Source organism: Cedecea sp. NFIX57 (genome assembly GCF_900177785.1).
GTDB classification, from domain to species: domain Bacteria; phylum Pseudomonadota; class Gammaproteobacteria; order Enterobacterales; family Enterobacteriaceae; genus Cedecea; species Cedecea neteri_C.
Window position 1 is genome coordinate 175285 of the sequence record NZ_FXAS01000004.1, and the last position, 25583, is coordinate 200867.

Consider the following 25583-nt stretch of genomic DNA (forward strand, 5'->3'; position numbering starts at 1 on the left):
GCTTCCAGAGTTGACCGAGCACTGTGATTTTTTGAGGTAACAAGATGCAAGTTTCAGTTGAAACCACTCAGGGCCTTGGCCGCCGTCTCACGCTTACCATCGCTGCAGACAGCATCGAAACCGCTGTAAAAAGCGAGCTGGTCAACGTGGCTAAAAAAGTACGTATCGACGGCTTCCGTAAGGGTAAAGTGCCGATGACCGTAGTTGCTCAGCGTTATGGCGCATCTGTACGCCAGGACGTGCTGGGTGAACTGATGAGCCGCAACTTTATTGATGCGATCATCAAAGAGAAGATCAATCCGGCTGGCGCACCTAACTATGTGCCGGGCGAATACAAACTGGGCGAAGACTTCACCTACGCGGTAGAGTTCGAAGTGTACCCAGAAGTTGAGCTGCAGGGTCTGGAAGCCATCGAAGTTGAAAAACCGGTTGTTGAAGTGACCGACGAAGACGTTGATGCGATGCTGGACACTCTGCGCAAGCAGCAGGCAACCTGGAAAGACAGCGACGCTGCAGCGACCGCAGAAGATCGCGTTACCATCGATTTCACCGGTTCCGTTGACGGCGAAGTGTTCGAAGGCGGCAAAGCCTCTGACTTCGTGCTGGCAATGGGTCAGGGCCGTATGATCCCTGGCTTCGAAGACGGCATCGTTGGCCACAAAGCGGGCGAAGAGTTCACTATCGAAGTGACCTTCCCGGAAGAATATCACGCTGAAAACCTGAAAGGGAAAGCGGCGAAGTTCGACATCGTGCTGAAGAAAGTTGAAGCACGTGAGCTGCCAGAATTCACCGAAGAATTCATCAAGCGTTTCGGCGTGGAAGATGGTTCCGTGGCTGGTCTGCGTACCGAAGTGCGTAAAAACATGGATCGCGAACTGAAAGGCGCCGTGCGTAACCGCATCAAATCTCAGGCAATCGACGGTCTGGTTAACGCCAACAACATCGACGTGCCAGCTGCGCTGATCGACGGCGAAATCGACGTTCTGCGTCGTCAGGCTGCACAGCGTTTCGGTGGTAACGAGAAACAGGCTCTGGAACTGCCACGTGAACTGTTCGAAGAGCAGGCTAAACGTCGCGTAGTTGTTGGTCTGCTGCTGGGCGAAGTGATTCGTACCCACGAGCTGAAAGCTGACGAAGAGCGTGTGAAAGGTCTGATCGAAGAAATGGCTTCTGCCTACGAAGATCCGACTGAAGTCATCGAGTTCTACGGTAAAAACAAAGAGCTGATGGACAACATGCGCAACGTTGCGCTGGAAGAGCAGGCTGTTGAAGCCGTTCTGGCCAAAGCGAAAGTGTCCGAAAAAACGACCACCTTCAGCGAGCTGATGAACCAGCAGGCGTAAGTGCTTTTTGGCTAATTAGCCAAAAACTGCAGCATCAGGCCCGTCACCTTTTGGTGGCGGGCTTTTTTTATTGCTAAATCACACGATAAGCCATCAATAAATCCCCATTTCAGGGTTAGCGTAACAACAAAAGGTTGTTATGCTTGAAACAGGGCAAATCATCCCCATTATTCGGGTGAGGTTCCATTAACAATCCCTGACTGACTCCGTCCAGAATCGGCGCAAGGAACATAGTCAATATCCTGCGTCTCAAGTAGAATCAGTACAGTAGGCTTAATTACTCCAGGAGACGGACATGTCATACAGTGGCGAACGAGATCAATTAGCACCCCATATGGCCCTGGTGCCGATGGTTGTTGAACAAACATCCCGCGGCGAACGTTCATACGATATCTATTCTCGTCTGCTTAAGGAGCGCGTCATCTTCCTGACCGGTCAGGTAGAAGATCATATGGCTAACCTGATTGTGGCGCAGATGCTGTTTCTGGAAGCAGAAAACCCGGAAAAAGATATCTATCTTTACATCAACTCTCCGGGTGGCGTAATTACGGCCGGGATGTCGATTTACGACACCATGAAGTTTATTAAGCCGGACGTCAGCACCATTTGTATGGGCCAGGCTTGCTCTATGGGTGCATTCCTGTTGACCGCTGGGGCAAAAGGTAAGCGTTTCTGCCTGCCGAACTCCCGCGTCATGATTCACCAGCCGCTGGGCGGCTATCAGGGCCAGGCGACGGATATCGAAATCCACGCTAAAGAGATCCTGAAAGTGAAAGCACGTATGAACGAGCTGATGGCGGAACATACGGGCAAATCGCTTGAACAAATCGAGAAAGACACCGAGCGCGATCGTTTCCTCTCCGCAAGCGAAGCGGTAGAGTACGGTTTAGTCGATTCGATCCTGACTCACCGTAACTAATGCCCGAAGCTTTAGGCCGCTATACTATAGTCAAAGTCGCGGCCTGACTTAACGCTTCACTATCGGCTGCGCCGTAGAATGGCACTTGTGCTACCGGTGGTAGCACACAGAAAAGAGAAGAGGTTTTACTGATGACAGATAAGCGCAAAGACGGTTCAGGCAAACTGCTGTACTGCTCTTTTTGCGGCAAAAGCCAGCATGAAGTGCGCAAGCTGATTGCCGGGCCGTCAGTGTATATCTGCGATGAGTGTGTCGATTTATGTAACGACATCATTCGCGAAGAGATTAAAGAAGTTGCGCCGCACCGTGAACGCAGCGCGCTGCCAACGCCGCACGAAATTCGCCACCATCTTGACGATTATGTTATCGGTCAGGAGCAGGCTAAAAAAGTGTTGGCGGTTGCGGTTTACAACCACTACAAACGTCTGCGTAACAGCGACACGTCCAACGGCGTTGAACTGGGTAAAAGTAACATCCTGCTGATCGGCCCAACCGGTAGCGGTAAAACGCTGCTGGCAGAAACTCTGGCTCGCCTGCTGGATGTGCCATTTACCATGGCCGATGCAACCACGCTGACCGAAGCAGGTTACGTTGGCGAAGACGTTGAAAACATTATTCAAAAGCTGCTGCAGAAATGCGACTACGACGTACAGAAAGCCCAACGCGGCATCGTGTACATCGATGAGATCGATAAAATCTCCCGCAAATCTGATAACCCGTCCATCACCCGTGACGTGTCCGGTGAAGGCGTGCAGCAGGCGCTGCTTAAACTGATTGAAGGCACCGTGGCTGCCGTTCCACCTCAGGGGGGCCGTAAGCATCCACAGCAGGAGTTCCTGCAGGTTGATACCTCTAAGATTCTGTTTATCTGCGGTGGTGCATTTGCAGGCCTGGATAAAGTTATCGCTAACCGCGTGGAAACGGGGTCTGGTATCGGCTTCGGCGCAACGGTAAAAGCGAAGTCTGAGAAAGCCAGCGAAGGCCAGCTGCTCGGCCAGGTTGAACCAGAAGATCTGATCAAATTCGGTCTGATCCCTGAATTCATCGGTCGTCTGCCGGTTGTCGCAACCTTAAGCGAACTAAGCGAAGACGCGCTGATCCAGATCCTGAAAGAACCGAAAAATGCCCTGACCAAACAGTATCAGGCATTGTTCAATCTGGAAGGCGTAGAGCTGGAATTCCGTGATGAAGCGCTCGACGCGATTGCGAAGAAAGCGATGATCCGTAAAACCGGTGCTCGTGGCCTGCGTTCCATCGTGGAAGGCGCACTGCTGGACACCATGTACGATCTGCCATCTCTGGATGACGTGGAAAAAGTGGTGATTGACGAGTCCGTCATCGCTGGCCAGTCCAAGCCGCTATTAATTTATGGTAAGCCGGAAGCGCAACAGGCATCCGGTGAATAATTCGCCAGAATAACCAGTCAGTTAATAAGAAAATGGGGGATTTTATCCCCCATTTATTTTTCCTGCATTCCCACAGTTGAATGTCCAGGAAACAGCCCCATATACTGATTTACTTGTTGGTGGAGCGAGAAGCGTTCACCAAATCACCTGGCGGACATTAAACTAAGAGAGAGCTCTATGAATCCTGAGCGTTCTGAACGCATTGAAATCCCCGTATTGCCATTGCGCGATGTGGTGGTTTATCCGCACATGGTTATTCCACTGTTTGTCGGGCGTGAAAAATCCATTCGCTGCCTGGAAGCTGCAATGGACCATGATAAGAAAATCATGCTGGTGGCGCAGAAAGAGGCTTCGACGGATGAGCCAGGTGTTAACGACCTGTTCACTGTAGGTACCGTTGCTTCAATTCTGCAGATGCTGAAACTGCCTGACGGTACGGTAAAAGTACTGGTAGAAGGGCTTCAGCGCACACGTATCACCACGCTGTCTGACAACGGCGACCATTTCTCTGCGCAGGCGGAGTACCTGAACTCGCCGGCGATTGAAGAGCGCGAGCAGGAAGTCCTGGTTCGCACCGCAATCAATCAGTTTGAAGGCTACATCAAACTGAACAAAAAAATTCCACCAGAGGTACTGACGTCGCTGAATAGCATCGACGATCCTGCACGTCTGGCCGATACCATTGCCGCCCATATGCCGCTTAAGCTGTCGGACAAGCAATCTGTGCTTGAGATGTCCGATATCAACGAGCGTCTTGAATACCTGATGGCGATGATGGAGTCGGAAATCGATCTGCTGCAGGTTGAGAAACGTATTCGCAACCGCGTTAAAAAGCAGATGGAAAAAAGCCAGCGCGAGTACTATCTGAATGAGCAAATGAAGGCGATTCAGAAAGAACTGGGCGAAATGGACGACGCGCCTGATGAAAATGAAGCGCTGAAGCGCAAAATTGACGCGGCGAAAATGCCGAAAGAAGCGCGCGAGAAAACCGAAGCCGAGCTGCAGAAGCTGAAAATGATGTCGCCGATGTCTGCGGAAGCCACCGTGGTACGCGGCTACATCGACTGGATGGTGCAGGTTCCGTGGAACGCCCGCAGCAAGGTCAAAAAAGATCTGCGTCAGGCGCAGGAAATCCTCGATACCGACCATTACGGTCTGGAACGTGTGAAAGATCGCATTCTGGAATACCTCGCAGTCCAGAGCCGCGTGAACAAACTGAAAGGGCCAATTCTTTGCCTGGTTGGGCCGCCAGGGGTAGGTAAAACTTCTCTGGGCCAGTCCATCGCTAAAGCCACGGGTCGTAAATACGTGCGTATGGCGCTGGGCGGAGTGCGTGATGAAGCTGAAATCCGTGGTCACCGCCGGACTTACATCGGCTCTATGCCGGGTAAACTGATTCAGAAGATGGCCAAAGTCGGGGTAAAAAACCCGCTGTTCCTGCTGGATGAAATCGACAAGATGTCTTCCGACATGCGCGGCGATCCTGCATCTGCGCTGTTGGAAGTGCTTGATCCAGAACAGAACGTGACGTTTAACGATCACTACCTGGAAGTGGACTACGATCTCAGCGACGTGATGTTTGTGGCTACCTCTAACTCCATGAACATCCCGGCGCCATTGCTGGATCGTATGGAAGTGATTCGCCTGTCCGGTTATACCGAGGACGAAAAGCTGAATATTGCCAAACAGCACCTGCTGCCGAAGCAAATTGAGCGCAACGCCCTGAAAAAAGGCGAGCTGAAAGTGGATGACAGCGCCATTGTGGGCATTATCCGCTACTACACTCGCGAAGCGGGCGTCCGTAGCCTGGAGCGTGAAATCTCCAAGCTGTGCCGTAAAGCGGTTAAACAGCTGCTGCTGGACAAATCACTCAAGCACATCGAAATCAACGGCGACAACCTGAAGGATTACCTTGGGGTGCAGCGCTTTGATTACGGCCGTGCCGACAGTGAAAACCGCGTAGGGCAGGTGACCGGGTTGGCGTGGACGGAAGTGGGCGGCGACTTGCTGACCATCGAAACCGCCTGCGTGCCGGGTAAAGGCAAGCTGACTTATACCGGTTCCCTCGGTGAAGTTATGCAGGAGTCTATCCAGGCGGCGCTGACCGTCGTTCGTGCTCGTGCGGAAAAACTCGGTATTAACGGTGATTTCTACGAGAAACGTGATATTCACGTTCACGTGCCAGAAGGGGCGACGCCGAAAGACGGCCCAAGCGCCGGTATCGCAATGTGTACCGCGCTGGTGTCCTGCCTGACGGGGAACCCGGTTCGTGCCGATGTGGCAATGACAGGTGAAATTACCCTGCGTGGCCAGGTGTTGCCGATTGGTGGCCTGAAAGAGAAACTGCTGGCAGCGCACCGTGGCGGCATCAAAACCGTGCTAATCCCGGACGACAATAAGCGCGATCTGGAGGAAATTCCGGACAACGTGATTGCAGACCTGACTATTCATCCTGTGAAGCGTATTGAGGAAGTTCTGGCCCTCGCGCTGCAGAATGAGCCTTCTGGCATGCAGGTTGTCACCGCAAAATAGTGACCTGACGCAAATACAGTCAATAAAATTAGGGCTGGTAAGTGAATTGTCACTTGCCAGCTTTTTTTTGTGTCGCTAATTTAGTTGCTGGCTGAGCTTATCGTCCACAACTCCTGTTGTAAGGGCATGACGAGCCTGTTATAACTGCTGCGCGGTCGCGCCTGAGGGATATCAGGTGCGATATAAATTATAAAGAGAGGAAGAGAAGAGTGAATAAATCTCAACTGATAGACAAAATTGCCGCAGGTGCTGATATTTCTAAAGCCGCGGCTGGACGTGCGTTAGATGCTGTTATTGCTTCTGTTACTGAATCTCTGCAGTCCGGGGAAGACGTAGCACTGGTAGGTTTTGGTACCTTTGCTGTTAAAGAGCGTGCTGCCCGTACCGGCCGCAACCCTCAAACCGGTAAAGAAATCACCATCGCCGCAGCAAAAGTACCAGGCTTCCGTGCTGGTAAAGCGCTGAAAGACGCTGTTAACTGATTTATTAGCCCCGACTGACTGGGGTAGATGGTGTCAGGTATCGCAGGGGCGCATCGTTTGATGTGCCTTTTTTATTGCCTGAAGCCGAATTTTACGCAGGTGTTGATGATTTGCAGCGGGTTTCTTGTCACAATACGCCCTTGCGCGCAGCACAGGGCAGCTTGAGTCATTAGGGATGCCAGCTTAGCGCCTGCGCAGGTTTACCAAGTCATACTACAGCGGAGTGTTGTTACACCATGATGGACAATTTACGAGCGGCGGCTAACCATGTCGTGCTCAAGATCATTCTGGGTTTGATTATCTTGTCATTCGTTCTGACTGGCGTGGGTAGCTACCTGACTGGCGGTAACAATAATTATGCCGCAAAAGTAAATGGCCAGGAGATTGGTCGTGGTCAGTTCGAAAATGCCGTAGCGAACGAACGTAATCGCCAGCAGCAGCAACTGGGCGATCAGTTCTCCGTTCTCGCCGGTAACGAAGGCTACATGAAGCAAATGCGTCAGCAGGTGCTCAACCAGCTGATTGATGAAGCGCTGCTTGACCAGTACGCCAAACATCTGGGCCTCGGCATCAGCGACGAGCAGGTGAAAATGGCTATCTTCAGCCAGCCTGCCTTCCAGAATAACGGTAAATTCGATAACGCTCGCTATAACGCAATCATCGGCAACATGGGATTAACTGCCGACCAATATGCACAGGCGCTGCGTAATCAGCTCACCACCGACCAGCTGATCAAAGCCGTGGTCGGCACCGACTTTATGCTCACTGGTGAAACCGACGAGCTGGCAGCATTGGTCTCTCAGCAGCGCGTCGTGCGTGAAGTCACTATCGATGTGAAAGCGCTGGCCGCGAAGCAAGACGCTTCCGAGCAGGAAATTAACGCCAACTACGAGCAGAACAAAAACCGCTACATCACCCCTGAACAGTTTAAAGTCAGCTACATCAAGCTGGACGCTGCTTCCATGCAGGAAGAGGCCAGTGATGCAGACGTTCAGGCTTACTACGATCAGCACAAAGATGAATTCACCCAGCCGCAGCGCAACCGCTACAGCGTGATTCAGACCAAAACCGAAGACGAAGCGAAAGCGATTCTCGACGAGCTGAACAAGGGCGGCGATTTTGCCGCACTGGCGAAGGCCAAATCGGCTGATATTATCTCTGCCCGCAACGGTGGTGACATGGGCTGGCTGGAAGCCTCCACCACGCCTGACGAACTGAAAAATGCCGGCCTGAAAGAAAAAGGTCAGCTGTCCGGCGTCGTGAAATCTTCCGTTGGTTTCCTGATTGTTCGTCTGGATGATATCCAGCCAGCCGTTGTGAAGCCGTTGGCGGAAGTCCGCGACGGCATCGTGGCGAAAGTGAAGCAGGAAAAAGCCGTTGACGCTTACTATGCGCTGCAGCAGAAAGTCAGCGATGCCGCGAGCAACGACAACGAATCTCTGGCAAGCGCCGAGAAAGTCGCGGGCGTTAAAGCGGTTGAAACCGGTTGGTTTGGTCACGACAACCTGCCTGAAGAGCTGAACTTCAAACCAGTTGCCGATGCTATCTTCAGCGGCGGTTTGGTGGGTGAGAACGGTTCGCCGGGCAGCAACTCAGACATTATCACCGTTGATGGCGATCGCGCTTTCGTATTGCGTGTTTCCGAGCACAAAGCCGAAGCAGTTAAACCTCTCTCCGAAGTGCGTGACCAGGTGATTGCTGCCGTGAAGCAGCAGAAAGCTGAGCAGCAGGCGAAGCTGGATGCCGACAAGCTGCTGAATGCGCTGAAACTGGGCAAAGGCAGTGACGACATGAAAGCCGCGGGGCTGAGCTTCGGTGAAGCGAAAACCCTGAGCCGTACCGGGCAGGATCCGATCAGCCAGGCCGCCTTTGGGCTGCCTTTACCGGCGAAAGACAAGCCGAGCTATGGCGTCGCCAATGATATGCTGGGCAACGTAGTGCTGCTGTCTCTGGATGAAGTGAAAGCGGGCTCAATGCCGGACGAGCAGAAAAAAGCGATGGTGCAGGGGATCACCCAGAACAATGCCCAGATTGCTTTTGAAGCGCTGATGTCCAACCTGCGTAAAGAAGCGAAGATTAAACTGGGCGATATCATCGACCAGCAGCAGTAATCCTCGCAAATATTTGCAACGCAGTGTAATACCTGAAGGCCGCTTTCGCGGCCTTTTCCACATTTTAAATCCGGTGTTTGTTCCTGATTTTTATCCTCGCTATGGTGACCGGGCTGTCAACATACATGGAGGACACAGCATGACATCAGGCATCAAAGCATTTTCACTTTCACTCGTTCTGGCCGGTTTACTTGGCTGCGCCCCGGCGCATGCCGCCTCAGAAAAAGCGGGTTCGGCTCCGGCCAGCACGGCAGCGACGCAGCCTAAAGCTGCCCCTGCCAAAACGGCGGAGCAAGGTGAGGGACTGGTGAGTATCAATAGCGCCCCGGCGGAAGAACTTGCCCAGAAAATGAACGGTGTGGGATTGAAAAAGGCACAGGCCATCGTCAACTACCGTGACGAATTCGGCCCGTTTAAAACGCTCGATCAGCTGCAGGAGGTCCCGGGCATTGGCGCATCGCTGGTGGAACGTAACCTGGCTCGCATAAAACTTTGAGTTTACGTGCTCAGGCTTCCACCTGAAGAAGAAAGTTTGCTACGCTGAGTTAGAGGTCATACCAGTTTCTGGGGTATGACCTCGCTTACCTTCACCCGATGACAACAAAAACAGAACAAGGGCTTCGCGCTATGCAGACACATATCAAAGTTCGTGGATACCACATGGACGTCTACCAACACGTTAACAACGCTCGTTATCTCGAGTTTCTCGAGGAGGCCCGTTGGGAAGGGCTGGAAAAAACGACGGGCTTCCAGTGGATGACGGAACACAACATCGCTTTTATCGTAGCGAACATCAATATTAGCTACCGCCGTCCGGCGGTGCTTGGGGACCTGCTGCGCATTGACAGCAAACTCCAGCAGATTAACGGTAAAAGCGGTGTGTTGAGCCAGGTGGTAACGCTGGAACCTGAAGGCGAAGCCGTGGCCGATGCTCTGCTGACCTTCGTCTGTATTGATTTAAAGACGCAAAAGGCCGTTCCGCTGGAAGGTGAACTGCGTGAGAAACTGGAACAGATGATGAGTTCCTAAAATTGCTGACAAAGAGGGAAAAAGCGTGGTTTTTCCCTCTTTGTGATTATCAGCCGAAAATCAATAAATTGATTTTCCTGTCTTTTTTACAAACCGTCAGGTATTTCTTCTATCGACAGAGGCTTGTGACCACGCCGTTATGTTTTATTTGAGGCCAGTTTTTTGCTTCATTGCAGCCATGACTGCGGGTTTGTTGGCCAGATAGTGATTCAGGCCATTAGCTCGCAGGTTGCAGGCGGCGCATTCGCCACAGCCGTCACCCTGGATGCCGTTGTAGCAGGTCAGTGTTTCCTGGCGGACCGTTTCCAGGCTCTGCCAGTAATCGGCCAGTGCCCAGGTTTCCGCTTTGTCCAGCCACATCAGCGGCGTTTCAAAGCGGATATCTCTTGCCATCCCGAGGCTAACCGCGTGGTTCAACGCTTTGACGAACTCGTCACGGCAGTCAGGGTAGCCAGAGAAGTCCGTTTCGCAGACGCCAGTTATCACGGATTCCGCTTCAACCTGGTAAGCGTAAATCGCCGCCAGAGTCAGGAACAGGATGTTGCGGCCCGGTACGAACGTGCTTGGGATGCCTTTATCCTCTGGGTTGTAACCCGGCACCGGAATGCTGTCTCGCGTCAGGCTGCTCACCGCCAGTTCGTTCAGCAGGGTAACGTCCAGGACTTTATGCGCACGGGCGCCAAGCTTTAACGACAGCTTTTGGGCCACATCAATTTCTGCCCGATGGCGCTGGCCATAATCAAAGGTCACGCAGTGGACTTCGTCGTACTGCTGCAAGGCCTGAATCAGGCAGGTGGTGGAGTCCTGTCCGCCGCTGAAAACCACGACTGTACGTTTCATTCTCTATCCTGTCGTTCATAAGGGGGTCTGGAAAAGGGTATGGTAACGCCCTGCCAGGGTGTGAGCCAGCTTCTTCACGCCATTCCCGGCGGCGGGAGCCAGGCTTCACAAAAATCAAACCAGCCCCAGGCGTTCAGTTCAATGCCGTTCACGCCGGGTGGGGCGCTTATCTGGTAGCGATAATTAAACAGCGGCGTGACCACGGCCTCCCGCATCAGGCCATGAAAAACTTCTTTCAGAGCTTCATTACGTGTATGGGAAGGAGGGGAAGCCTGCACGGCATCCAGCGTGGCCTGCAGGTGCGCGTAATGCCCGGCGCTTAATAAATTGGGCCACAGTACATCGCTGCGCAGCCATTGCTCAAGGGTGTATTCCGGGGCCTCACCAATCAACCTGTCGCCCATCACGATATCTGCCTGGGCTAAATCTTCGCAGCCAGCCCAGGTTTTGGCGTCATGAAAAATCACCGTCAGTTCGCAGCCGCGCTCTGCCAGATAGTGCCTCAACTGAAGAGCCATCGCATGAAGCTCGACCGGCAAATGGTAAACCAGCGTCAGTTTTTTCGGTAACGTGACGGCTGTGTGCGTATCCCAGCCAGGAATCTGCCAGCCAGGGATCATCTCCCGATTAGGCGTGATCAGCTCACTGTTAAGCGGCAGCGTAGCGATCATCTCCGGCTCCCGGACAATCTGCATGATTGTTCTGGCCTGCTCTGCGCTGAGCCTTCCCTGTGGCCTGATCCCCAGATAGCAAAAGCCCAGGCTGATGCTATTACTGACCGGGCGCAGGTTCTCCAGCTCGTCCTGCTGGCCGATGGCGATTTGCACCGGATGCAGGCAGCTTGTGCCGAGCGTGGTTTCGAAGAGCTGCGGGGTGATCCAGTATTCGATGGCTTTCAACAGCGGGTGTTTCAGATGATAGCTTTCAAAGCTTTCCAGTCGCACCAGGTTCGGCTTGAAGCTGACAATACGGAATGGGCCGCAGCCCAACTGTGTATCCTGCGGGTGGGCCAGGCGGCTGCAGTAGCTCGCCAGACGATGCGCGAGCCAATAGTCCGGCCGATGCAAAATAAAGCGCAGGCACTGCGCGTGAGGGATCTCAATACGTTTGACGCTGATAAACAGCCGCCGCAGGGCGGGCAGCTCCAGCAACATCATCAGTCGCTGTTGAAGCTGGTGGGTTTCTACGGGTTCACCGTTGTGCCAGTGCAGGGTCGAGCGAATAAAAAAGTCCCAACAAAGACCATTGTTTGATACTTGCCAGTGATGAGCGAGATCGGGCTGGGGCTCCGGGCTTTCACGGGTAAAACGCGTGAGGCCGGAAAACACTTGCCCGGCGAGATGCTGCTCGGCCCGACCCGGCAGAAAACCTGGGGCAACGGGATCAAGAGGGCGATAATAAGGAATACGCAGCGTCGGGACATCGTTTTGCCACTGGCCGCCAAGGAACGGCTGTAATAGCTGGCGAAGCTGTTCCGGCGCAAGCTGGGCCAGCTCCAGCGCGTTCTGATGCTGGCCCTTATCCAGAACTTGCTCCATCATGCCGGAACGGACATTTTCCGGTGAAACCAGAAACGTCAGGTCCCCGCGTTTGCCGCGGCCAGACTGTGCGCGCCAGCGCAGCCAGCCAGCGTCTTCAAGCTGATTAAGCAGTGTCCTGACGTGACGATCGCTACAAAAGCAGCGCTCGGCAAGCTCAGCAACGGTCACCTGTTGCGGTTCCCCGCCGGAAGGCTGCCATAAACGCTGGAACTGATTGAGCCGATTCAGAAGTCGCATAATAAACCCGGAACATTTTTTCCCAAGTATTCACTATTAGTTCCGTATATTCCAGAGGATACTTTTGCCTGTCACGATCACTTCTGGAGTAACCATGGCTCGTCTGGCTGCATTTGATATGGACGGCACGCTTCTGCTGCCCGACCATCACCTTGGGGAAGCAACCCTGAATACGCTGAAGCGTCTGCGCGAAGAGCGCCAGATAACCCTGGCTTTTGCGACCGGTCGCCATGAGCTGGAGATGCGCCATATTCTCGGCAAGATCGATCTGGACGCTTTCCTGATCACCGGCAACGGCACGCGTATTCACAGCATGGAAGGTGAGCTAATGCACCGCAACGATCTCTCGCCGTGGGCGGTAGAGACAGTGCTGCACGGGCATTGGGACACGGAAGCGAGCATGCATGCCTTTAACGATTCAGGTTGGTTAACCAGCCATGAAATCCCGGAAATGCTTCACGCACATGTATACAGCGGTTTCCGGCCACATATCGTCGATCTTCGTACTTTACCGGCGCACGAAGTCACCAAGATCTGCTTCTGCGGCGATCACGACGATTTGTGCCGCCTGCGCATTCAGCTCAATGAAGCGCTGGGCGATCGCGCATTTCTTTGCTTCTCGGCCATGGACTGCCTGGAAGTGCTGCCGGTGGGCAGCAACAAAGGCGCAGCGCTTGGCGTACTGAGCACCCACTTAGGTTTGACTCTGCAGGATTGCATGGCATTTGGCGACGCGATGAACGACCGCGAAATGCTCTCGGCGGTTGGGCACGGCCTGATTATGGGCAACGCCATGCCGCAGCTGAAAGCGGATTTACCCCATCTGCCGGTTATCGGCCACTGCCGTAACCAGGCGGTCTCGCACTATTTGACGCACTGGCTGGACACTCCACATCTCACCTATTCCCCCGAATATTGAGACCTTACAGCGCCGGGCCGAGTGCCCGGTTTTTTTATACCCGCCTATATTCGTCATACTTGCTGCTTGGCTGTAACTCGAATTATTTAGGGTATTGAGACCAGTCGACTAATTTCAGCCTTAAACGGAGAAAGATCGCCAATATGATCGTTGACCCAGGCTGAATTGTAGTAGGACTCAAGGTAGCGTTCGCCGCTGTCGCAAAGCAGCGTCACAATAGAACCGCTCCGGCCTTCCTCACGCATTCTCGCGGCAAGCTGCAGCACGCCCCACATATTGGTGCCGGTTGAGGCGCCCACTTTACGGCCAAGCTGGGATTCCAGCCATTGCATAGTGGCGACGCTGGCGGCGTCCGGTACGCGCATCATCTCGTCAATCACATCAGGAATAAACGAAGGCTCGCAGCGCGGGCGTCCAATACCTTCGATTTTACTGCCAACATCGCTTTTCAGGCCGCAGTCGCGCTGCTGCCAGTAATCAAGAAATACTGAATTCTGGGGGTCGACTACCACCAGCTTTGTGTTGTGGCCCTGGAAGCGAAGATAACGACCAATGGTGGCTGAGGTGCCGCCGGTCCCCGCGCTCATCACGATGTAATCCGGTACCGGATGCGGCTCATGGGTCATCTGGCGGAAAATACTGTCGGCGATATTGTTGTTCCCGCGCCAGTCGGTTGCCCGCTCGGCGTAAGTGAACTGATCCATATAATGGCCGTTCAGCTCACGGGCAAGCATTTCTGAAGCGGCGTAAATTTCGCAGGCGCTGTCTACAAAGTGGCAGCGGCCGCCGTAGAATTCGATTTGTTCAATTTTGCGTTTTGCTGTGCTGGCGGGCATCACGGCAATAAACGGCAAGCCAAGCAGGCGAGCAAAATAGGCTTCTGACACCGCCGTTGAACCAGAGGAGGCTTCGATAATAGTAGTGCCTTCTTTAATCCAGCCGTTACACAGCCCGTACAGGAACAGAGAGCGCGCGAGACGGTGCTTCAGGCTGCCGGTCGGGTGGGTGCTCTCATCCTTCAGATACAGCTGAATACCCGGAAAAGCGGGCAAAGCCAGACGGATAAGATGCGTATCCGCAGAGCGTTGATAGTCGGCGTTGATCTCGCTGATGGCGTTGGTTACCCAGGTGCTGGTCATGGAAAATTCTCATTTATCAATTTGTGCTTAGCGTAATCCAAAGTCCGGATAAAAAAGTTGCCATTTTGCCTGTTTGGCGTTTCCATTAGAGAAAATATTTCTCTCTGGTGGTCTCATGATAGATAAAATTGACCAAAAGCTGCTTGCGATGCTGCAGCAGGACTGTACCCTGTCTTTGCAGGCGCTGGCGGATGCCGTTAATCTGACCACCACCCCGTGCTGGAAACGCTTAAAACGCCTGGAAGACGAAGGCTATATTCGCGGCAAAGTGGCGCTGCTGGACCCGGAAAAACTTGGCCTGGGCCTGACGGCGTTTGTGCTGATTAAAACCCAGCAGCACAGCAGCGAGTGGTACTGCAAATTTGTCTCGGTGGTGGAAGCCATGCCCGAAGTACTGGGGTTCTGGCGCATGGCTGGCGAATACGACTACCTGATTCGGGTTCAGGTGGCCGACATGAAGCGGTACGACGACTTTTATAAGCGGCTGGTGAACGGCATCCCGGGATTAAGCGATGTCACTTCGAGTTTTGCCATGGAACAGATAAAATACACCACAGCATTACCTCTAACTTCCTGATTCCGTACTGTGCGGAACAGTAGCCTTCACTCTTTTGCCCTGGCCGGCAGGCAGCATTTCAGGATCTAAACTTCGTGCGATTATTTGCTCAATTAAGCTGGTACTTCACCCGCGAGTGGCGACGCTACCTCGGCGCGGTGGCATTGCTTATTATCATCGCTATTTTACAGCTCGTGCCGCCAAAAGTGGTGGGCGTGATTGTGGATGGCGTCGTGCAGCAGCATCTCTCCTCTCAGCAGGTGCTGATGTGGATTGGCCTGATGCTGCTTATTGCCGTAGTGGTTTATCTGGTGCGCTATGTCTGGCGTGTCCTGCTGTTCGGGGCGTCTTATCAGCTTGCGGTTGAGCTGCGGGAAAACTATTACCGCCAGCTAAGCCGCCACCACCCTGAGTTTTATCTCCGCCACCGTACCGGCGACCTGATGGCGCGCGCGACTAACGATGTCGATCGCGTGGTATTCGCCGCGGGGGAAGGGGTGCTAACGCTGGTAGACTCGCTGGTCATGGGGCTGGCGGTGCTGATCGTCATGTCCACTCAAATCAGCTGGCAGCTCACTCTGCTGGCGCTTTTGCCAATGCCGATCATGGCCGTGGTGATCAAACGCGACGGTGCCCGTTTGCACGATCGCTTCAAAGTGGCGCAGGCTGCGTTCTCGGCCTTAAACGATCGTACTCAAGAAAGCATGACCAGCATCCGCATGATCAAGGCGTTCGGCCTTGAAGACAGGCAGTCGGCGCTGTTTGCCGCGGAAGCCCAGGATGCCGGGGCGAAGAACATGCGCGTTGCGCGCATTGATGCCCGTTTCGATCCCACCATTTATGTGGCGATTGGGGCTGCAAACCTTTTAGCCATCGGCGGCGGAAGCTGGATGGTTATCGACGGCACGCTTACCCTGGGGCAGCTCACAAGCTTTGTGATGTATCTCGGCCTGATGATCTGGCCGATGCTGGCGCTGGCCTGGATGTTCAATATTGTCGAGCGTGGAAGTGCGGCCTATAGCCGTATCCGCGCGATGCTGGAAGAAGAGCCTGGCGTGGTTGACGGCGATAAAACGCTACCGGAAGGGCGGGCTGAACTGGTGGCTGCGATTCGCCAGTTCCACTACCCGCAGACAGCTCAGCCGACGCTGCAAAACGTCAACTTCACCCTTAAACCGGGTGAAATGCTTGGCCTGTGCGGGCCAACGGGGTCCGGTAAAAGCACGATTCTCGCGCTGATCCAGCGTCATTTCGACGTGGAAGAGGGCGATATTCGCTACCACGATATTCCGCTCACGGCGCTGAAAATTGACGGCTGGAGAAGTCGTCTGGCTATCGTGAACCAGACGCCATTCCTGTTCTCTGACACCGTGGACAGCAATATTGCGCTGGGTAAACCGGGTGCTACGCAGGAGGACATAGAGCGTGTCGCTCGTCTTGCCAGCGTTCATGAGGATATCCTGCGCTTGCCGCAAGGGTACGATACCGAAGTCGGTGAACGTGGGGTCATGCTTTCCGGCGGGCAAAAACAGCGTATTTCTATTGCCAGGGCGCTGCTGCTTGATGCCGAAATCCTGATTCTGGACGATGCGCTTTCCGCGGTGGATGGCCGCACCGAGCACCAAATTCTGCACAACCTGCGCGAGTGGGGCGAACACCGCACGGTTATTATCAGTGCGCACCGCCTGTCGGCATTAACGGAAGCCAGCGAGATCCTGGTGATGCAGCACGGGCATATCGCCCAGCGTGGCAATCATGACGCGCTGGCGTCTCAGCCGGGCTGGTATCGGGATATGTACCGTTACCAACAGCTGGAGGCCGCGCTGGACGAAGCGCCGGAGCAGGAAGAAGTCAGGGAGAACGCCAATGAGTCGTAAACAACAGTGGCCTACCATTAAGCGCCTGCTGGCTTACGGATCCCCGTGGCGCAAACCGCTGGGCGGGGCGATGCTGATGCTTTGGGTCGCGGCTGCCGCTGAGGTTTGTGGCCCGGTGCTGGTGAGCTATTTCATTGATAACCTGGTGGCGAAAAACCAGATGCCGCTTGGCCTCGCGGCCGGGCTGGGCGTTGCCTATATTCTGCTATCGATAAGCGCCGCGGGGCTGCACTATCTTCAGGCGCTGCTGTTTAACCGTGCGGCGGTGGGCGTGGTGCAAAAACTGCGTACCGATGTCATGGACGCTGCGCTGCGTCAGCCGCTGAGTGCGTTCGACACGCAGCCGGTAGGGCAACTGATCTCTCGCGTAACTAACGACACCGAAGTGATTCGTGACCTGTATGTCACCGTTGTAGCAACGGTGCTGCGCAGCGCGGCGCTGATTGGCGCTATGCTGGTGGCGATGTTCACGCTTGACTGGCGCATGGCGCTGGTGGCGATAACTATCTTCCCGGCGGTGATCGCCGTGATGTTTATCTACCAGCGCTACAGCACGCCGATTGTGCGCCGGGTCCGCGGCTATCTGGCGGACATTAACGACGGGTTTAACGAAGTTATCAACGGCATGAGCGTGATTCAGCAGTTCCGCCAGCAGGCCCGCTTCGGCGAACGCATGGGGCAGGCAAGCCGTTCTCACTACCTGGCGCGGATGCAAACCCTTCGGCTCGACGGCTGGCTTCTGCGGCCGCTGCTGAGCCTGTTTTCGGCGATGATTCTGTGCGGCCTGCTGATGCTGTTCGGCTTCACCTCGCGCGGCACCATCGAAGTTGGCGTACTGTATGCCTTTATTAACTACCTTGGCCGCCTGAACGAACCGTTGATCGAGCTGACTACCCAGCAGTCCATTCTGCAGCAGGCGGTGGTGGCCGGGGAGCGCGTGTTTGAGCTGATGGACGGCAAACGCCAGGATTACGGCAATGACAATCGGCCTCTCGCCAGCGGCGCTATCAGCGTCGACAACGTCTCATTTGCCTACCGGGGCGATCGCCTGGTGCTGCAGGACATTAATCTGGAGGTGCCTTCGCGCAGCTTTATTGCTCTGGTCGGGCACACCGGCAGCGGAAAAAGCACCCTGGCCAACCTGCTGATGGGCTATTACCCGTTAACGAAAGGCGAAATACGCCTCGATGGCCGGCCGCTGGACTCCCTCAGCCATGAAACGCTGCGCCGCGGCGTGGCGATGGTGCAGCAGGATCCGGTGGTGATGGCCGATTCGTTCTTTGCCAACGTAACCCTGGGGCGAGATATCAGCGAAGAGAGGGTCTGGCAGGCGCTGGAGACGGTTCAGCTTGCCGAACTGGCGCGTGCACTGCCGGAAGGCATTCATACCCGCCTGGGTGAGCAGGGGAACAATCTCTCCGTTGGCCAGAAGCAGCTGCTTGCTCTGGCGCGCGTGCTGGTTGAAGCGCCGCAGATCCTGATTCTTGATGAGGCTACGGCAAACATCGACTCCGGGACCGAGCAGGCGATCCAGCGGGCGCTGGCGGCGGTACGTCAGCACACAACCCTGGTGGTGATTGCCCATCGTTTGTCCACTATTACCGACGCCGACACGATTCTGGTGCTGCATCGCGGTCAGGCCGTGGAACGCGGTACGCACAGAGCACTGCTGGCGCAGCAGGGGCGCTACTGGCAGATGTATCAGCTTCAGTTAGCGGGCGAGGAACTAGCCGCCTCTGCACAGGAAGAATCACTCACAGCCTGATGCACCACAACCATGCAATGGGCCGCATAAAAACCTTCGCTTCTCCGCGTTGGTGCAAAACGAAAACGCATCCTGCACTGCAGTGGTGCGTTTTTTCTTTTCAGACTAATCCCGCCCGATCTCACTCCCTGACCCGGCTTTCCTGTAACCCGCCTGAAGCCTGAAAACGTGCTGAATCACCCTGATTTTCTATTCCTGGCATGGGCTTTGCTTTGCTCTCTACGTGCAGGTAACGACCTAATTCTGAGTGGAGAGAATTTATGAAGCTGGTAACCGTGGTAATCAAACCGTTCAAGCTTGAAGACGTGCGTGAAGCGCTCTCTTCAATCGGTATTCAGGGGCTTACCGTGACCGAAGTTAAAGGTTTCGGCCGCCAGAAAGGCCATGCGGAGCTTTACCGTGGTGCCGAGTACAGCGTCAACTTTCTGCCGAAAGTAAAAATCGATGTTGCTATTGCTGACGACCAGCTCGATGAAGTTATCGACGTGATCAGCAAAGCCGCCTACACCGGCAAAATCGGTGATGGGAAAATCTTCGTTGCAGAACTGCAACGCGTTATTCGTATTCGTACCGGCGAAGCCGACGAAGCCGCTCTGTAACTGCTGGCAAGCCTTGATTGGGATGGGAAAAATGAAAAAATTAGCTGCACTCCTTGGTTTAGGCGCCCTGGCTTTATTGCCGACGCTCGCCTTCGCTGCGGACGCGCCTGCGGTCGCGGACAAAGCCGACAACGCCTTTATGATGATATGCACCGCGCTGGTGCTGTTTATGACCATCCCAGGCCTTGCGCTTTTTTACGGCGGTCTGATTCGCTCTAAAAACGTGCTGTCGATGCTGACGCAAATCTCCGTCACCTTCGCCCTGGTTTGCGTGCTGTGGGTCGTGTACGGCTACAGCCTGGCGTTTGGTACCGGCAACAACTTCTTCGGCAGCTTTGACTGGGTGATGCTGAAAAACATCCAGCTGAAAGCGCTGATGGGCACTTTCTATCAGTACATTCATGTGGCGTTCCAGGGCTCCTTCGCCTGTATTACCGTTGGGCTGGTGGTAGGGTCGCTCTCCGAACGCGTGCGCTTCTCTGCGGTAGTGATTTTTGCTGCCGTCTGGCTGACGCTTTCTTATGTGCCAATTGCGCACATGGTCTGGGGCGGCGGTATTCTGGCTACGCACGGCGCGCTGGACTTCGCGGGCGGTACCGTGGTGCATATTAACGCCGCTGTTGCTGGCTTAGTAGGTGCTTACCTGGTGGGTAAACGCGTTGGCTTCGGCAAAGAAGCATTCAAGCCGCACAACCTGCCAATGGTGTTTATCGGCACTGCAATTCTGTACTTCGGCTGGTTTGGCTTTAACGCCGGTTCCGCAAGCGCGGCAAACGAAATTGCAGCTCTGGCGTTCGTGAATACCGTTGTTGCCACTGCTGCGGCGATTCTCTCCTGGGTCTTCGGCGAGTGGGCACTGCGCGGTAAACCTTCTCTGCTGGGCGCCTGTTCAGGTGCTATCGCAGGTCTGGTCGGTATTACCCCTGCGTGTGGCTATGTTGGCGTGGGCGGCGCGTTGCTGATTGGCCTGGTTGTTGGTCTGGCTGGCCTGTGGGGCGTGACGACGCTGAAAAAATGGCTGAACGTGGATGACCCATGTGATGTGTTCGGTGTGCACGGCGTCTGCGGCATCATCGGCTGCATCATGACCGGTATCTTCGCGGCAACTTCTCTGGGCGGTGTGGGTTATGCAGAAGGCGTGACTATGGGGCACCAGCTTCTGGTTCAGCTTGAAAGCGTGGCTATCACCATTGTCTGGTCTGGCGTGGTGGCGTTCATCGCGTTCAAGATTGCTGACCTGACCGTAGGTCTGCGCGTACCAGAAGAGCAAGAGCGCGAAGGCCTGGACGTGAACAGCCACGGCGAAAACGCGTACAACAACTGATTCGTTATCAAAACCTCGCCCGGTTGGGCGAGGTTTTACTTCTCTCTGAATGCCACCTGTTATGCAGGTGGTTTTTTTATTTCAGCGTTAGCTACCCGCGATGGCGCATGACGCCTTCCTGAACCGTCGATGCGACCAGCACGCCATCCTGCGTATAAAACTCCCCACGGACAAAGCCGCGTGCGCTTGAGGCTGAGGTGCTTTCCACGCTGTACAGCAGCCACTCGTTCATGTCGAACGGACGGTGGAACCACATGGAGTGATCGATAGTCGCGACCTGCATCCCCGGTTCCAGGAAACCAACGCCATGCGGCTGTAAGGCGACCGGCAGGAAGTTGAAGTCGGAGGCATAGCCGAGCAGATACTGATGCACACGCAGATCCTGCGGCATGCTGCCGTTCGCACGGATCCAAACCTGACGGGCGGGTTGATCGACGTGGCCTTTCAGCGGGTTATGGAATACGGCCGGGCGAATTTCCAGCGGTTTCTCGCTCAAAAACTTCTCTTTCGCATGCGGAGGGAGGAATTTTTCCAGCGAGCGGGCGATGTCCGTTTCGGACGGCAGGCCATCCGGTTTTGGCGCTGGCGGCATCTCTTTCTGGTGCTCATAGCCAGATTCCGGGGCCTGGAATGACGCGGTCATATAGAAAATGGGCTTGCCGTTTTGCACTGCGGCAACGCGGCGGGCGCTAAAACTGTTGCCGTCACGCAGGGTTTCTACGTCATAAACAATGGGTTTTTGGCTGTCGCCCGGACGTAAAAAATAGCTATGGAAAGAGTGAACAAGGCGGTCTTCAGGCACGGTTTCTTTTGCCGCGTAAAGCGCCTGGCCGACCACTTGCCCGCCAAACACCTGGCGCAGGCCTAAATCCTCGCTTTGGCCACGGAACAATCCCTCTTCAATTTTTTCCAGGTTAAGTAACGCCAATAAATTGCTGAGCGCCTGACTCATAAAATGTCCTCAATAAAAGGGAATGTGGCAAATTTCCTCGATTATAACATGCCCGTAAACGGCGTATTTGATGAGCTGATGCTGGGAACATTCCTGGTTTTCAGCAGAATTCAGTGATCTGTGCCACACTTAAGCCGTTAAGCGCGTTTTTCAGCGGGGTTCGTCCCCGGCGCTACATTGATAATAAGGAGAAAAAATCAATGAAACTTGTGCCTATGTTAAGTGCTTTGGCCATCGCGGTTGCTGTTGCAGGTTGTTCACATAAGAGTGCTGATGTGCCGACTCCTGCGCCGAGTGCCTCCGCCGGGGCCGCATCTGCCCAGCAATCTAACATCGCAATGCCTAACGTCTCCGGTACGGCATGGATCCGTCAGCGGGTTGCTCTGCCGCCAGATGCGGTGCTGACCGTTACCGTTTCCGACGCTTCACTGGCCGATGCCCCTTCTAAAGTCATTGCCCAGAAAGTCACGCGTACCGAAGGTAAACAGGCGCCTTTCAGCTTCGTGATCCCGTTCAATCCGGCTGACATTCAGCCGAACGCACGTATCCTGCTAAGTGCCGCCATCACCGTGGACGGTAAGCTGATGTTTATCACCGATACCTTCCAGCCGGTGATCAACCAGGGCGGGACGAAGGCCGACCTGACGCTGGTGCCGGTACAAAATACGGCGATTCCGCTTCAGCAAGGCGGCGGGGCGGCAACAACGGTGCCATCCACCTCGCCAACTCAGGTGACGCCATCTTCGGCGGTGCCTGCGCCAACAACGTACTAAAGCGAAACGCCCCCGAATGGGGGCGTTTTAATATTTCCAGCGGTAACGCAGCATATCGATATGCCCGTCGCCTGACACCATCACCCCTTCAGAAAGCAGCGCCTGGCGCTGACGCTGGAGATCGGGGCCCGTCAGTGAAATCACACCCTGCCGGTTCACCACCCGATGCCACGGTAAACGGCTGCCTTCGGGCAGTCGCTTGAGCACGCCACCCACCTGGCGGGCAGCCCGGGGCGACCCGGCCAGCGCGGCAATTTCGCCGTAGGTGGTAACGCAGCCTTCGGGAATGGCGGCAACAATTTGGTAAACTCGCTGAGGAAAGGAATCGTGCTTATCCATAGAGAACTCCTGGCAAAATCGCCCCTAAGGATAATCGGCGATGGAGAAAGCACCAAGTTAAACCGTTGATGCGCAATAAACCAACACCTGACCGCCGCTGGCTTGCAATTCGCGGGGGGGATGTGGATAATGCGCCAGCGCGTTGGATAACAACGCTCTCAATGGGGGCCCTGTTGGTTCTCCCGCAACACTAACTTGTGAACTCGGTCAGGTCCGGAAGGAAGCAGCCGCAGCAGGCGACGTGTGTGCCGGGATGTAGCTGGCAGGGCCCCCACCCATTTCTGGCTTACCCTTTTGCCAGCACCGTTTTAGCTCTACGCTTTTCTCCCCAGCCTAAATTGATCCCTACCGCAGCCAGCAAAATCATTACGCCGCCGATAAACTGAATCGGGCTCAGGCTGTGATGAAAGACAAAGCGATCCACGATTACGTTCGTGAATAGGCGGCGAACAACAGCAACCAGTTGATGACTAATGCCACGCCGCTCAGGGCGGCAATCAAAATCGCATGAAGCCTCTGCCGGGGATGCTGCAGAAAGTAGAGAAGATGATTCAGACCATTCCAGAATGCATCGAATACGACAACATTACCGGAGAAGACTGCTTTATTATTCGACTGGCGCTTGGTTCGGTGGGGCAACTGGATGATATTCTTAATGGACTGACTGAATTCGCCCAGTGCAATACGTCAATCGTCAAAAGCATGCCGGTGAAGCGAAGGTTACCGCCTTTGTAAAGAAATAAACCTGATATATTTTCCGGTTATTTGAATTATGACAGAAATATTAAATTTATCGCACTGGCTGGATCTTATTTATTCTCTATAGTATTAAACACAAACCTCTGTTTAAGCACTAAGGATTTGCAATGACGACGGCTACGTTGAACGTAAAAATAAGCATCGAGTTAAAAGAGAAGATTCGTCACTATGCGGAAGAGAATAGTGAAACCCTGGCAAGCGTAACGGAGCGACTTCTGTCCAAAGCCTTTGACGATCTCGACAGCGACGTGGGGGTCGATGAAGATGATGTGGACAGCCAGCATACTTCTGAAGCTCGCGTGATGCCACTAAACGATCGCGAGATCAAGGCATTGCGTAAACTGCTGAAGAAGAAAAAATGAACGCCGGTACGGACAGTACCGCCTACGACTATCAGCAAGCCTGTGAATTATTGCGTTCAGGCTACCTGAAAAAAGTGAAACTGGGCTGGAATATTGGCAGCGATGAGTTCTTCCGCATCGCTTCAGACTGGTGCGATACCGGGGCCAGTATTAAAAAAGAGGGTGAATATTTCACCATCACCCTAAAAGGGTTTGCCATTCCTCGAATTTCACAGCATTAATTATTAGCGCCGACTTATTGCTATCCTGACAGAATAATATTTCCCTCTTTTATTTTAGAGGGAAATATTTCGCTTCCTAAAATACCATTCCCCGCAGACTTTCATTTCTTGTTGCCGCCAGGTGCTGCCAGAGCGGCTGCAGCCGCTGCAGGGCAAGCTGCATTTCTGCGGGGTCAAGGCTGAAGGGGAGGCGTAAAAAACGCTCAAAAGCCCCTTCGACCCCAAACCGAGGCCCGGCCCCTATCCGAATTCCCTGACTCTCGGCGGCGGCGGCAAAAATCGTGGCCAGCGGCTTGGGTAACTCCACCCACCACGACAGCCCGCCTTCCGGGGGAGACGTTTGCCAGTCCGGGAACAGTGTTTGCATCGTGGCAAAGCTGGTTTCGCAGCGTTGACGAAGCATCTCTCTGCGCTGAGGCAAGAACTGCGCCGCGTCGTTAAACAATTGCGTGGCGGCCAGTTGCTCCAGCAAAGGTGTCCCTAAATCAAAGGTATTGCGGATTTGTATCAGCGAACTGATGGTTTTGCCTGAGGCCCTTATCCAGCCCAGCCGCAGCCCACCCCAGAAACTTTTCCCTGCGGAGCCGAGCGAGATGGTGTGTTCTTCCGGGCCAAAAGCGGCCAGGGGAGGCGGCGGCGGTGCGTCAAACCAGAGATCCGCCATCGTCTCATCCACAACCAGTGTGGTGTGGCTACGGGCGGCAATCTCGTTCACTCTTTGGCGCGTGGCGGCATCCATACAGCGGCCTGTGGGATTATGAAAGTCGGGAATTAAGTAGGCCAGGCGGGGAGATGTCTGGGCGATAGTCGCCGCTAAACCGTCAACATCCCAGCCGCTCTCGGGCAGACTGACCGGCACGGGGCGGCAGGAGGCTCCGCGAATAGCCGCCAACGCCATCGGGTAAGTAGGATGGTCAACGACCACGCGATCGCCCGGGCCGGTGAACAGTCTAAGTATCAGGCCCAGGCCGCTGACGGCACCGTTGACCACCATAATTTGGTCAGGCGTGGTGGGTAACCCTCGTGATGCATAATGCCGCGCAATCGCTTCTCTCAGCTCCGGCAAGCCCTGGCTGTCATAACCGGTTGAGGACAAATGCTCCGGCAGAAAAGTGAGCGCGGTGGAATAGGCCCGATGAATTTCCGGCCCGGCGCTGAGGGCGGCGGTAGAGAGATCCAACACCGGGGCATTGCCGGGTAACGGGGAGATGGCCGGGCTGCTCTCGGGCAGCATGGTGACAGAGCCTGAACCCTGCCTGCTCAGCAGATAGCCTTCTTCCCGGAGCTGCGTCAGCGCGGAGGCCACCGTGGTACGGCTCACGCACAGGGCACCAGAAAGCTCTCTTTCTCCCGGCAGCCTGCTGTCGAGCGGTAGGCGGCCATCAAGGATCAGCAGCCGAAGCCCGTCCGCCAGTTGACGATAGACCGGCGAACGGGATGACGCCTGATGCCAGTGGCCAAGCAGGCGGGTTAAAGATGAAATTCCAATTCTGCGCAGCGTCATAGCAGTCCACTTTCTGATAACTGGACCTTAATACTAAGTCCATTTTGCGAGAGG

24 protein-coding genes, 1 other RNA gene and 1 pseudogene are annotated in these 25583 nt (G+C 54.6%); 19 read left to right on the plus strand and 7 right to left on the minus strand.

What is annotated here, in order from left to right:
* Positions 1–44 precede the first annotated feature (44 nt).
* The 8 genes from tig (at position 45) to B9Y90_RS04755 (ending at position 9822) form a co-directional block, all read left to right on the plus strand.
* Positions 45–1343, plus strand: a complete 1299-nt coding sequence (gene tig, locus B9Y90_RS04720) for a trigger factor (RefSeq protein ID WP_085540381.1) — start codon at positions 45–47, stop codon at positions 1341–1343.
* Between the two features lie 295 nt (positions 1344–1638).
* Complete coding sequence (gene clpP / locus B9Y90_RS04725; RefSeq protein ID WP_008454616.1) at positions 1639–2262, plus strand: ATP-dependent Clp endopeptidase proteolytic subunit ClpP; 624 nt, start codon at positions 1639–1641, stop codon at positions 2260–2262.
* 131 nt (positions 2263–2393) lie between these two features.
* The gene (gene clpX, locus B9Y90_RS04730) at positions 2394–3668 is read left to right on the plus strand and encodes an ATP-dependent protease ATP-binding subunit ClpX (RefSeq protein WP_008454617.1); all 1275 of its coding nucleotides are present in this window, start codon (positions 2394–2396) and stop codon (positions 3666–3668) included.
* Positions 3669–3845: 177 nt separating this feature from the next.
* Entirely contained in the window at positions 3846–6200 is a 2355-nt protein-coding gene (gene lon / locus B9Y90_RS04735; RefSeq protein ID WP_085540382.1) for an endopeptidase La, read from the plus strand.
* A 209-nt stretch (positions 6201–6409) separates the two neighbouring features.
* Positions 6410–6682 carry a nucleoid-associated protein HU-beta gene (gene hupB, locus B9Y90_RS04740; RefSeq protein ID WP_008454620.1) on the plus strand — a complete coding sequence of 91 codons (273 nt, stop codon included), beginning with the start codon at positions 6410–6412 and terminating at the stop codon, positions 6680–6682.
* A 236-nt stretch (positions 6683–6918) separates the two neighbouring features.
* Complete coding sequence (ppiD, locus tag B9Y90_RS04745; protein ID WP_085540383.1) at positions 6919–8793, plus strand: peptidylprolyl isomerase; 1875 nt, start codon at positions 6919–6921, stop codon at positions 8791–8793.
* Positions 8794–8932: 139 nt separating this feature from the next.
* On the plus strand, positions 8933–9289 hold the full coding sequence (locus B9Y90_RS04750; RefSeq protein ID WP_085540384.1) for a ComEA family DNA-binding protein: 357 nt from the start codon (positions 8933–8935) through the stop codon (positions 9287–9289).
* A 131-nt stretch (positions 9290–9420) separates the two neighbouring features.
* Positions 9421–9822, plus strand: coding sequence for a YbgC/FadM family acyl-CoA thioesterase (locus tag B9Y90_RS04755; protein ID WP_085540385.1), 402 nt, complete (start codon positions 9421–9423; stop codon positions 9820–9822).
* Between the two features lie 144 nt (positions 9823–9966).
* On the opposite strand, the gene queC is transcribed toward B9Y90_RS04755, so the two are convergent.
* Together queC and B9Y90_RS04765 are read right to left on the minus strand one after the other, a co-directional pair.
* Positions 9967–10662 (minus strand): 7-cyano-7-deazaguanine synthase QueC, encoded by a 696-nt coding sequence (gene queC / locus B9Y90_RS04760; RefSeq protein ID WP_039290790.1) that lies wholly within the window; start codon positions 10660–10662, stop codon positions 9967–9969.
* 74 nt (positions 10663–10736) lie between these two features.
* Positions 10737–12440: an SgrR family transcriptional regulator gene (locus tag B9Y90_RS04765; protein WP_085540386.1), complete on the minus strand. Its 1704-nt coding sequence runs from the start codon at positions 12438–12440 to the stop codon at positions 10737–10739.
* 94 nt (positions 12441–12534) lie between these two features.
* On the opposite strand from B9Y90_RS04765, the gene cof reads away from it, so the two are divergent.
* Entirely contained in the window at positions 12535–13359 is an 825-nt protein-coding gene (gene cof / locus B9Y90_RS04770) for an HMP-PP phosphatase (protein ID WP_039290795.1), read from the plus strand.
* An 86-nt stretch (positions 13360–13445) separates the two neighbouring features.
* On the opposite strand, the gene B9Y90_RS04775 is transcribed toward cof, so the two are convergent.
* The gene (locus tag B9Y90_RS04775) at positions 13446–14498 is read right to left on the minus strand and encodes a PLP-dependent cysteine synthase family protein (RefSeq protein WP_085540387.1); all 1053 of its coding nucleotides are present in this window, start codon (positions 14496–14498) and stop codon (positions 13446–13448) included.
* A gap of 115 nt (positions 14499–14613) precedes the next feature.
* Between B9Y90_RS04775 and B9Y90_RS04780 the strand changes: the two genes are divergently transcribed.
* The 5 genes from B9Y90_RS04780 to amtB all read left to right on the plus strand — a co-directional run bounded on the left by B9Y90_RS04780 (position 14614) and on the right by amtB (position 20619).
* On the plus strand, positions 14614–15075 hold the full coding sequence (locus B9Y90_RS04780) for an Lrp/AsnC family transcriptional regulator (RefSeq protein ID WP_039290800.1): 462 nt from the start codon (positions 14614–14616) through the stop codon (positions 15073–15075).
* Between the two features lie 74 nt (positions 15076–15149).
* On the plus strand, positions 15150–16931 hold the full coding sequence (locus tag B9Y90_RS04785) for a SmdA family multidrug ABC transporter permease/ATP-binding protein (protein ID WP_085540388.1): 1782 nt from the start codon (positions 15150–15152) through the stop codon (positions 16929–16931).
* Entirely contained in the window at positions 16921–18696 is a 1776-nt protein-coding gene (locus tag B9Y90_RS04790) for a SmdB family multidrug efflux ABC transporter permease/ATP-binding protein (protein ID WP_085540389.1), read from the plus strand. The genes B9Y90_RS04785 and B9Y90_RS04790 overlap by 11 nt, the downstream gene beginning before the upstream one ends.
* A gap of 260 nt (positions 18697–18956) precedes the next feature.
* Positions 18957–19295, plus strand: a complete 339-nt coding sequence (glnK, locus tag B9Y90_RS04795) for a P-II family nitrogen regulator (RefSeq protein ID WP_002891893.1) — start codon at positions 18957–18959, stop codon at positions 19293–19295.
* 31 nt (positions 19296–19326) lie between these two features.
* The gene (gene amtB / locus B9Y90_RS04800; protein WP_008454653.1) at positions 19327–20619 is read left to right on the plus strand and encodes an ammonium transporter AmtB; all 1293 of its coding nucleotides are present in this window, start codon (positions 19327–19329) and stop codon (positions 20617–20619) included.
* Between the two features lie 91 nt (positions 20620–20710).
* Here the strand turns inward: amtB and tesB are convergent, their stop codons facing one another.
* Positions 20711–21571, minus strand: coding sequence for an acyl-CoA thioesterase II (gene tesB / locus B9Y90_RS04805; protein WP_085540390.1), 861 nt, complete (start codon positions 21569–21571; stop codon positions 20711–20713).
* Between the two features lie 200 nt (positions 21572–21771).
* Here tesB and B9Y90_RS04810 point away from each other — a divergent pair, with 200 nt between their 5' ends.
* The gene (locus B9Y90_RS04810; RefSeq protein WP_039290810.1) at positions 21772–22344 is read left to right on the plus strand and encodes a YbaY family lipoprotein; all 573 of its coding nucleotides are present in this window, start codon (positions 21772–21774) and stop codon (positions 22342–22344) included.
* A 27-nt stretch (positions 22345–22371) separates the two neighbouring features.
* Here B9Y90_RS04810 and B9Y90_RS04815 read toward each other — a convergent pair whose 3' ends face one another.
* Positions 22372–22683, minus strand: coding sequence for an MGMT family protein (locus B9Y90_RS04815; protein ID WP_008454656.1), 312 nt, complete (start codon positions 22681–22683; stop codon positions 22372–22374).
* 171 nt (positions 22684–22854) lie between these two features.
* On the opposite strand from B9Y90_RS04815, the gene ffs reads away from it, so the two are divergent.
* Positions 22855–22951, plus strand: an RNA gene (gene ffs / locus B9Y90_RS04820) — signal recognition particle sRNA small type.
* An 18-nt stretch (positions 22952–22969) separates the two neighbouring features.
* Here ffs and B9Y90_RS26835 read toward each other — a convergent pair.
* A complete protein-coding gene (locus B9Y90_RS26835) occupies positions 22970–23107 on the minus strand; it encodes a hypothetical protein (RefSeq protein ID WP_176227842.1) in 138 nt (45 codons plus the stop codon).
* An 80-nt stretch (positions 23108–23187) separates the two neighbouring features.
* On the opposite strand from B9Y90_RS26835, the pseudogene B9Y90_RS04825 reads away from it, so the two are divergent.
* The 3 genes and pseudogenes from B9Y90_RS04825 to B9Y90_RS04835 all read left to right on the plus strand — a co-directional run.
* Positions 23188–23418 (plus strand): annotated as a pseudogene (locus B9Y90_RS04825) (Lrp/AsnC ligand binding domain-containing protein); the annotation flags it as partial.
* 131 nt (positions 23419–23549) lie between these two features.
* Complete coding sequence (locus B9Y90_RS04830; RefSeq protein WP_085540392.1) at positions 23550–23804, plus strand: hypothetical protein; 255 nt, start codon at positions 23550–23552, stop codon at positions 23802–23804.
* On the plus strand, positions 23801–24025 hold the full coding sequence (locus B9Y90_RS04835; protein WP_039290821.1) for a hypothetical protein: 225 nt from the start codon (positions 23801–23803) through the stop codon (positions 24023–24025). The genes B9Y90_RS04830 and B9Y90_RS04835 overlap by 4 nt, the downstream gene beginning before the upstream one ends.
* A 76-nt stretch (positions 24026–24101) precedes the next feature.
* On the opposite strand, the gene yczR is transcribed toward B9Y90_RS04835, so the two are convergent.
* Positions 24102–25529 (minus strand): MocR-like transcription factor YczR, encoded by a 1428-nt coding sequence (gene yczR / locus B9Y90_RS04840; protein ID WP_085540393.1) that lies wholly within the window; start codon positions 25527–25529, stop codon positions 24102–24104.
* Between the last annotated feature and the right edge of the window lie 54 nt (positions 25530–25583).

Coding starts and splice junctions, on each gene's coding strand:
- B9Y90_RS04835 (WP_039290821.1), top strand. CDS start 23,801: ATGAACGCCGGTACGGACAGTACCGCCTACGACTATCAGCAAGCCTGT.
- amtB (WP_008454653.1), top strand. CDS start 19,327: ATGAAAAAATTAGCTGCACTCCTTGGTTTAGGCGCCCTGGCTTTATTG.
- B9Y90_RS04830 (WP_085540392.1), top strand. CDS start 23,550: ATGACGACGGCTACGTTGAACGTAAAAATAAGCATCGAGTTAAAAGAG.
- B9Y90_RS04750 (WP_085540384.1), top strand. CDS start 8,933: ATGACATCAGGCATCAAAGCATTTTCACTTTCACTCGTTCTGGCCGGT.
- lon (WP_085540382.1), top strand. CDS start 3,846: ATGAATCCTGAGCGTTCTGAACGCATTGAAATCCCCGTATTGCCATTG.
- B9Y90_RS04810 (WP_039290810.1), top strand. CDS start 21,772: ATGAAACTTGTGCCTATGTTAAGTGCTTTGGCCATCGCGGTTGCTGTT.
- B9Y90_RS04755 (WP_085540385.1), top strand. CDS start 9,421: ATGCAGACACATATCAAAGTTCGTGGATACCACATGGACGTCTACCAA.
- B9Y90_RS04815 (WP_008454656.1), bottom strand. CDS start 22,683: ATGGATAAGCACGATTCCTTTCCTCAGCGAGTTTACCAAATTGTTGCC.
- queC (WP_039290790.1), bottom strand. CDS start 10,662: ATGAAACGTACAGTCGTGGTTTTCAGCGGCGGACAGGACTCCACCACC.
- cof (WP_039290795.1), top strand. CDS start 12,535: ATGGCTCGTCTGGCTGCATTTGATATGGACGGCACGCTTCTGCTGCCC.
- B9Y90_RS04765 (WP_085540386.1), bottom strand. CDS start 12,440: ATGCGACTTCTGAATCGGCTCAATCAGTTCCAGCGTTTATGGCAGCCT.
- glnK (WP_002891893.1), top strand. CDS start 18,957: ATGAAGCTGGTAACCGTGGTAATCAAACCGTTCAAGCTTGAAGACGTG.
- tesB (WP_085540390.1), bottom strand. CDS start 21,571: ATGAGTCAGGCGCTCAGCAATTTATTGGCGTTACTTAACCTGGAAAAA.
- clpX (WP_008454617.1), top strand. CDS start 2,394: ATGACAGATAAGCGCAAAGACGGTTCAGGCAAACTGCTGTACTGCTCT.
- yczR (WP_085540393.1), bottom strand. CDS start 25,529: ATGACGCTGCGCAGAATTGGAATTTCATCTTTAACCCGCCTGCTTGGC.
- B9Y90_RS04775 (WP_085540387.1), bottom strand. CDS start 14,498: ATGACCAGCACCTGGGTAACCAACGCCATCAGCGAGATCAACGCCGAC.
- B9Y90_RS04790 (WP_085540389.1), top strand. CDS start 16,921: ATGAGTCGTAAACAACAGTGGCCTACCATTAAGCGCCTGCTGGCTTAC.
- B9Y90_RS04780 (WP_039290800.1), top strand. CDS start 14,614: ATGATAGATAAAATTGACCAAAAGCTGCTTGCGATGCTGCAGCAGGAC.
- tig (WP_085540381.1), top strand. CDS start 45: ATGCAAGTTTCAGTTGAAACCACTCAGGGCCTTGGCCGCCGTCTCACG.
- ppiD (WP_085540383.1), top strand. CDS start 6,919: ATGATGGACAATTTACGAGCGGCGGCTAACCATGTCGTGCTCAAGATC.
- clpP (WP_008454616.1), top strand. CDS start 1,639: ATGTCATACAGTGGCGAACGAGATCAATTAGCACCCCATATGGCCCTG.